Source organism: Mesorhizobium sp. M7A.F.Ca.ET.027.03.2.1 (assembly GCF_003999175.1).
GTDB lineage: Bacteria > Pseudomonadota > Alphaproteobacteria > Rhizobiales > Rhizobiaceae > Mesorhizobium.
The window spans coordinates 1-6831 of record NZ_RZOM01000224.1 but is presented as its reverse complement, the minus strand read 5'-3'; the positions used below and the strand labels follow the sequence as shown (position 1 = coordinate 6831).

The window sequence follows — 6831 nt, the reverse complement described above, 5'->3', positions numbered from 1 at the left end:
ACCAAGAACCGGCCAGGTAGCGGGCTCGGCCTGTTTCTGGTCGTCAATGTCATCCGCAAGCTGGGGGGTACCGTCACCGTAAGAAATAGAACCGAGGGGGGAGCTTCGGTTACGTTGCATCTGCCGCTGGCTGCTCTGTCTCCGCGAGGGCACAATGCCGACTAAACGCACGCTGTTGATCGTCGAGGACGACATCGCCTTTGCCAACGCACTGCGCCGGTCTTTCGAACGGCGTGACTACGAAACGCATAGCTGCCGGAGCGTCGACGGCGTGCATGCGCTGATCGGCACCGTTGCCTTCCAATATGCCGTCGTCGATCTCAAGCTCGCCAGCGGCTCGGGCCTGGAATGCGTCAGGGCGCTGCACGAGCACGATCCTGAAATGCGGATCGTCGTGTTGACCGGCTTTGCAAGCATCGCCACCGCTGTCGAGGCGATCAAGCTCGGCGCCTGCCAGTATCTCGCCAAACCCGCCAATACAGACGACATTGAAGCGGCTTTCGGCCAGGTCGAAGGCAATGCTTCGGTGCCGCTGGCCGAGCGACCAACCTCGATAAAGAACCTCGAATGGGAGCGCATCCACGAGACGTTGGTGGAGGCCGACTTCAACATTTCGGAGACGGCACGACGGCTGGGCATGCACCGCCGGACTTTGGCGCGGAAGCTGGAGAAGAGGCGTGTAAAGTAGACACGATCTACCGGGCATCGCACATCGTGCCGATACCAATGATAAAATTGATGCCGGCAACAATCGTTACATTCGAACGATGTCCTCCGAAGGGAAAAATTGGCAGGGCAGGGATTAAAATCCCCACATGCTCCGTAAACAGGACATGAAACCGTCAATGCCACGTTTTGACATCATAGGACAGCTCGGTTCGCTGCGCCGCTATGCGCGCTCGCTGACGCGCGACAGCACCGACGCCGAGGATCTTGTCCATGACGCGCTGGTGCGCGCTTATGAGCGGCGCAGCACGTTCCGCTCCGGCGGAAACCTGCGCGCGTGGCTGCTGTCGATCGTCCACAACACCTTCATCGACAAGATGCGGTCCCGCAAGTCCGAAGCGTCGCGCGTCGAACAGGCTGGATACCTGGCCGACGGCAGCACGCCGGCACCACAGGAACATTCGGTGCGCCTGGCGCAGGTGCGCGAGGCTTTTTTCAGCCTGCCGGAAGAACAGCGTTCAGCGCTGCACCTCGTCGCCATCGAAGGCCTCTCCTATCAACAGGCCGCCGATGCCAGCGGCGTGCCGCTCGGCACGCTGATGTCCCGCATCGGCAGGGCGCGCGCCGCACTGCGCGAGATGGAGGAGCCGGCGAAGGCAAAAAACCACCTCAGGATCGTTGGAGGCCCGTCATGACCGCAACTGTCGATCCCGTGACCGATATCGACCTCGACGCCTATGTCGACGACCAGGTCGACGTCACCCGCCGCATCGAGGTCGAAGCATTCTTGTCCGCTCGCCCGGAGGCGGCGGCGCGCGTGATGTCGGATCTCAGGACCCGCGATGAGCTGCGCGTGGCGCTTGCCGGCTCCAAGGGCATGGCGCGCCCCGCGACCGCCGATGCCGCGCGGCGGCTGGAGAGGGGGCTTGCCCGCGGCCGGCTCTTCGGGGTGTTGCAGCGCGCGGCGGCGGTCGCCGGCTTCGTCGCCGCCGGCTGGCTGGCAAACGGCATCATCGGGCCGATGTCGGTGACCAAGGTCGTCGCCTCGCCGCAGCCGCCCGCCTATGTCGACGAGGCGGTGCAGGCCCACAGGACGACGCTGGTGCGCGAGAGCATGCCGTCGCAGCCGGAAGCGCCCAATTACAACGCCGGCGAAATCCGCGCCGCCACTGCCATCGTCATGCCGTCGCTGCCGACGGATTGGAGAGTGCGCGACGTGCAGATCTATCCGTCGCGCTTTGGGCCGAGCGTCGAGATGGCGGTCGAGACGAAAGACATGGGGCTGGTGTCGCTGTTTGCGATCCGGCCCGGAACCTTCGACGTCGTCAAGCCGACGATAGCGCCCTCGGGCGACATTTCGTCGGCCTATTTCCAGATCGGCGATGTCGCCTATGCGGTGGTCGGACGAAGCGAGGTCCACGACCTCGACCGCGCCGCCGAGACGCTTGCCAAGACGCTTTACTGATCGATCCACAAAGGAGAACGCAAATGAACACCCCCAATCTGGGATATCGCGTCGGCGCCGGCGCCCAAACCGGAGCCATCTTCGACGAGGGCCTGCGCCAGCATATGCTGCGCGTCTACAACTACATGGGCGTCGGCCTGGTGGTCACCGGCCTCGTCGCCTTCATGATCTCATCGACGCCGGCGCTCTACGTGCCGATCTTCTCCAGCCCGCTGAAATGGGTGGTGATGCTGGCACCGCTCGCCTTCGTCTTGCTGTTCTCGTTTAAAATGCAGACCATGTCGGCGGCGAGTGCCCAGGCGATGTTCTGGGCCTTCTGCGCGGTCATGGGCCTGTCGCTCGCCTCCGTGTTCCTGGTCTTCACCGGAACCAGCATCGCGCGCACCTTCTTCATCGCCGCCACCATGTTCGGCGCCACCAGTCTCTACGGCTACACGACAAAGCGCGACCTGACCCAGTTCTCGTCGTTCCTGATCATGGGCCTGATCGGCGTGGTGATCGCCAGCATCGTCAACATCTTCCTCGGCTCGACCGCGCTGCAGTTCGCCATCTCGGTGATCGGCATCGCCGTGTTCATCGGCCTGACCGCCTGGGATACGCAGACGATCAAAGAACAGTATGCCGAGAATTTCGACGCGGAATCGCGCCAGAAACTTGCCGTCTTCGGCGCCTTCTCGCTCTATCTGAACTTCATCAACATCTTCCAGCTGCTGCTGAACTTCACCGGCGAACGCGAGTAATCCGGACCGTAGCAGGCAACATTTCGCAACTTACCGTGGCCGGAGGGAAACCTCCGGCCGCGGTTTTTTATTTGAGGCAGCATTTGCCATGTGCGGTGGATCGTTCATCGCGGCTGACTGAGACGCGATGTAAATCTGCCGCTCTTGAGTTCGCACGTCCCCTTTTGCTAGCCTGCCGGCCACGCCAGATAGCCGCGAGGACGCATGGAACAGGACAGCCTGACGCTTCACGGTGACGGCATCTCGGCGACTGTTGTCGGGCAGGGCGCCGAACTTGTCTCCCTACGCGATGCCGACGGCACAGAGTTTCTGTGGCAGGCCGGTCCGGAATGGCGGCGTCACTCGCCGGTGCTGTTTCCAATCGTCGGCCGGCTGAAGGGCGACCAACTGCGCCATCGCGGCCAGACCTATCCGATGACCCAGCACGGCTTCGCGCGCGACAAGCCGTTCGCCTGGGCGCAGAGGGGACCACGATCCTGCACGTTGGTGCTCACCGACGATGCCGATACCCGCGCGCACTACCCCTTCGCCTTTCGCCTGGCAGTGACTTACACGCTGGACCGCCATCAGCTTGATGTGGCCTTCGACATCACCAACACCGGCGATGAGCCGCTGCCGGCATCGATCGGGGCGCACCCGGCGTTCAATTGGCCTTTGCTTCCGGATCTGGCCAAGACGGATTACCAGCTGACCTTTGCCTCCGCCGAGCAAGCGCCGATCCGCCGCCTGAAGGACGGCCTGCTGCTGAAAGCGCCACAACCGACGCCTGTGGAAGGCAAAAGGCTGGCACTCTCCGAAAGGCTCTTCGGCGAGGACGCGGTGATCATGGATCGGCCCGTCAGTTCCAGCGTGCGCTACGCTGCCGAGAGCGGTCCCGCGATCGAGATGTTGTGGCAGGGATTCCAGGAATTGGGTATCTGGTCCAAACCCGGCGGCGCGCCATTTCTTTGCATCGAACCCTGGCATGGCCTTGCAAGCCCGGTGGATTTCGATGGTGAGTTTATCGATAAGCCTCGCGTGATGTTGATCGAGCCTGCCGCGAAGCGTGTTCTGAGCTATCAGGTACGTCTGCTGCAGCGTCGTGCGCGAATGGCTGAATTGGAGTGAGCCCAGTGAATTCTGAAACAATCGAGATCTACCATCCACGTGGTGTTTTGAATTTGGGCCAATGGGACATTGGCGGTCTCAAGCTCAAAGTCTATGGCCTCGTCGCAGACAACAAGAAGGTCGACGGACCCATGGTGACCCTGGCACAGTCATTCGTGCGACAGGAGGTTCTGCCGCGTGTGGTGGACGAGGGTGACGACAATGGCATGGGCTTTGTGATTATTCATCCTGGCGAGCTGGGTGTTTCCATCTCGGTTCACTGGTGGATACAAGGTTCGGTGCTTTGTCAGCATATCTATCGGAAGCTGTATTCCGCCGCCGAACCGATGGATACGGTAAAGAGACCTGTTGTTGCCTGTGTTTGGGAATTGGCTCTGATAAATGCCGAGCAGGAAGCTTGGCGAAAAACGATGATGAAAAGCGAGCCCAGTCCGTCAGGATACATGGACGCTCGAGCTGGCTTCGAAGCTGCATAGAGACCGCCCATGATCGACTATGGCGTGGTCGCTCAGACCGTCGGTGCCCAATGAAGCTGTATTTCAGCCGCAATCCGAACCCTCGGCTCGCGCTCGCGGTGGCACGCTACCTCGACGCGAAAGTCGAATTTGAATTCGCCTCGCCCTTCGCTCCGGGGCAGGCGGAGAAATATCGGCCGTTAAATCCCAATCTCTCACTGCCCATCCTTGTGGATGATGAGGGAAAGAGCCTCTGGGAGGCAGACGCCATAGCCTGCAGGCTCTCGCGCGACGCGCATTCGGATTTCTGGCGCACCGGCGATGACGAACCCGAGATGATCCGGTGGCTCAGCTGGGGCAAGGAGCACTTCGCATCCGCTTGCGACACGGTGCATTTCGAGCGTGGAACCAAACAGCGGTACGGCATCGGCCCGATCGATCAGAAGCGGGTGGAGGAGGGCCTAAACCAATTCCATACGGCCGCGGCAATAATCGACGCCGTGCTTGCCGAGCGGCAGTGGCTGGTCGGAAATTCGATTTCCTATGCCGATTTTCGAATGGCGACCTTCCTGCCGTTCAACGATGCCGCCAGATTGCCGCTCGACGATTATTCTTCTGTCAGCCGCTGGTACCGTCGGCTTGAAGACATCGACGCCTGGCGTGACCCTTTCAAGGGGATGGATGCACCCGAATTGCCGCCGGTGCCGCAAACGGCTGTCGGGGACCAGCGGTGAGAATGCGCGCGAAGAACCGCGCAGCAGGCCGAGTCTACCAAGGCGATGATGTGCGGGGGATCGGATGAATATCTATGTCCTGAGTGTGGTCGAAGGACAGGAATGGGTCCTTCCTCGACAGGCGGACGACTACCAGCTGTTTTCGATGCTCTGCGGCCGGAAGCAGACACGATGGCATCCGCCCGGGATGGAGATCCTGCGCGAGCACGACGATGGTACGCTCCGGCGATATTCAGATTTTCCATGGCTTGGCGAGCATGTGCTCATCCCGCGGGCGAGGGCGTTGAAGTTGCTTCGGCCAACCCTCGAACCGTACGGTGAATTCCTGCCGCTTCGTGCTGACGAGCCAATATCGCTCTTCAATGTCACCACCGTGATCGATGCGCTGGACGAGGAACGTTCAAAGATCGTTCGCTTTGACGATGGCGGCATAATGGTGATTGAAAGCCTCGTCCTTCGAGCGGACGCAATCGGCGGTACCGAGATATTCAAGCTCCCAGAGCGTGCCGATGGGGTGCGAATATCCGATATCTATCTGCAGGAGACGATCGTACGCCGGATCGGGGAACTTGGGCTCAAGGGCATTGCTTTCAACTTGGTCTGGAGCGACGAGCCGGCCGGACAAGGCAGGATCGAGTACTCAGGTGTGGAAAAGGGCATTTCAACCGCGAGCTCCCTCACGCGCTTTTGGGCCGGTCTGCGGCGAAGAGCAGGGTTTTGACATCAAACCTGCCGGACGACGGTGCCGACCACATTGACGAGAAGGCGCGCGGCGGTCAGCGCTGACAGGCCGTCGATATCGGCCGGAGGATAGAACTCGACAAGGTCGAACCCTGCGATCCGGGCCCGTCTGCCGAGGCTGGCGATCAGGTCGATCACCTGCGTGTAGGTGAGGCCGCCGGGTGTACGCGCCGCCACGCCCGGCATGATGCTTGGATCGAGGCTGTCACAGTCGAGGGTGACGACAACCCGCGCGCCTTCCGGAATATGCCGGAGCGCGGCTTCGACGCTCTGAGCGTGAACCTCGCGGGCGGTCACGAAGTGGCTGCCATAGCGCCGTGCCGCTTCGATCTCGGTGATGCGTGCGCTGCCGACGCTGCGCAGGCCGACTTGCACCATGCCTGCTACATGCGGCATCTCGCTCGCCCTGCGCATCGGGCTCGAATAGCCGTGGCGTTCGCCATACACCTCGTCGCGCCAGTCGATATGGGCGTCGATCTGCAGGACCCAGACCGGCCCGTGCTCCGCAAAGCCGGCGAGGAAGGGAATGGTCATGGAACAGTCGCCGCCGATCAGGATCGGCACGGCCGGCAATGCCAGGATCTCGCACGTTTTTGCCTCGATCCTGACCCTGTTGCCGGCATTGTCATGCATGGTGGTCAAGATATCGCCGGCGTCGATGCAAGACACCGGCTTGCCGTCGAACAGCGGACCGCCGAGATCGAAATCCCAGTGCCCGACGAACGTGGCGTCGTCCTGGCTCGCAGCGCGGATGGCATCCGCCGCCAAGGCGTGGCCGCGGCTGTCCTTGCCGGGATAAGTGCTGCCGTGACCGGCCCCGAAGATCACCGCGCGGGGCATGTGACCATCTGCGAGACGGTCTGGAAAGCCGAGAAAGGGAGGCGAGGGGGTCATGCCTTGATGGATCCTGATGATGCTTAGCG

At 61.7% G+C, this 6831-nt stretch carries 10 protein-coding genes; 9 read left to right on the top strand and 1 reads right to left on the bottom strand.

Going from position 1 to position 6831, the window contains the following annotated elements; genetic code table 11:
• From EN750_RS12410 to EN750_RS12370, 9 genes are all read left to right on the top strand, one after another.
• The coding region (locus tag EN750_RS12410; protein WP_245482686.1) for an ATP-binding protein at positions 1-165 on the top strand (165 nt) is incomplete at its 5' end.
• Entirely contained in the window at positions 155-688 is a 534-nt protein-coding gene (locus EN750_RS12405; protein ID WP_127321068.1) for a response regulator transcription factor, read from the top strand. The genes EN750_RS12410 and EN750_RS12405, both read left to right, overlap by 11 nt.
• A 157-nt stretch (positions 689-845) precedes the next feature.
• Positions 846-1361 carry a sigma-70 family RNA polymerase sigma factor gene (locus EN750_RS12400; RefSeq protein WP_236383399.1) on the top strand — a complete coding sequence of 172 codons (516 nt, stop codon included), beginning with the start codon at positions 846-848 and terminating at the stop codon, positions 1359-1361.
• Complete coding sequence (locus tag EN750_RS12395; protein WP_127380361.1) at positions 1358-2131, top strand: anti-sigma factor; 774 nt, start codon at positions 1358-1360, stop codon at positions 2129-2131. The genes EN750_RS12400 and EN750_RS12395 overlap by 4 nt, the downstream gene beginning before the upstream one ends.
• Positions 2132-2154: 23 nt before the next feature.
• A complete protein-coding gene (locus tag EN750_RS12390; protein ID WP_127271130.1) occupies positions 2155-2871 on the top strand; it encodes a Bax inhibitor-1/YccA family protein in 717 nt (238 codons plus the stop codon).
• A 204-nt stretch (positions 2872-3075) separates the two neighbouring features.
• Positions 3076-3978, top strand: coding sequence for an aldose 1-epimerase family protein (locus tag EN750_RS12385; RefSeq protein ID WP_127396594.1), 903 nt, complete (start codon positions 3076-3078; stop codon positions 3976-3978).
• Between the two features lie 5 nt (positions 3979-3983).
• The gene (locus EN750_RS40650) at positions 3984-4454 is read left to right on the top strand and encodes a hypothetical protein (protein WP_127396593.1); all 471 of its coding nucleotides are present in this window, start codon (positions 3984-3986) and stop codon (positions 4452-4454) included.
• A gap of 50 nt (positions 4455-4504) precedes the next feature.
• Positions 4505-5167, top strand: coding sequence for a glutathione S-transferase family protein (locus EN750_RS12375; RefSeq protein ID WP_127396595.1), 663 nt, complete (start codon positions 4505-4507; stop codon positions 5165-5167).
• 64 nt (positions 5168-5231) lie between these two features.
• Positions 5232-5888, top strand: a complete 657-nt coding sequence (locus tag EN750_RS12370; RefSeq protein WP_127396592.1) for a DUF1629 domain-containing protein — start codon at positions 5232-5234, stop codon at positions 5886-5888.
• A gap of 2 nt (positions 5889-5890) precedes the next feature.
• Here EN750_RS12370 and EN750_RS12365 read toward each other — a convergent pair whose 3' ends face one another.
• Positions 5891-6802 (bottom strand): agmatinase, encoded by a 912-nt coding sequence (locus EN750_RS12365; protein WP_127396591.1) that lies wholly within the window; start codon positions 6800-6802, stop codon positions 5891-5893.
• Positions 6803-6831: the final 29 nt, after the last annotated feature.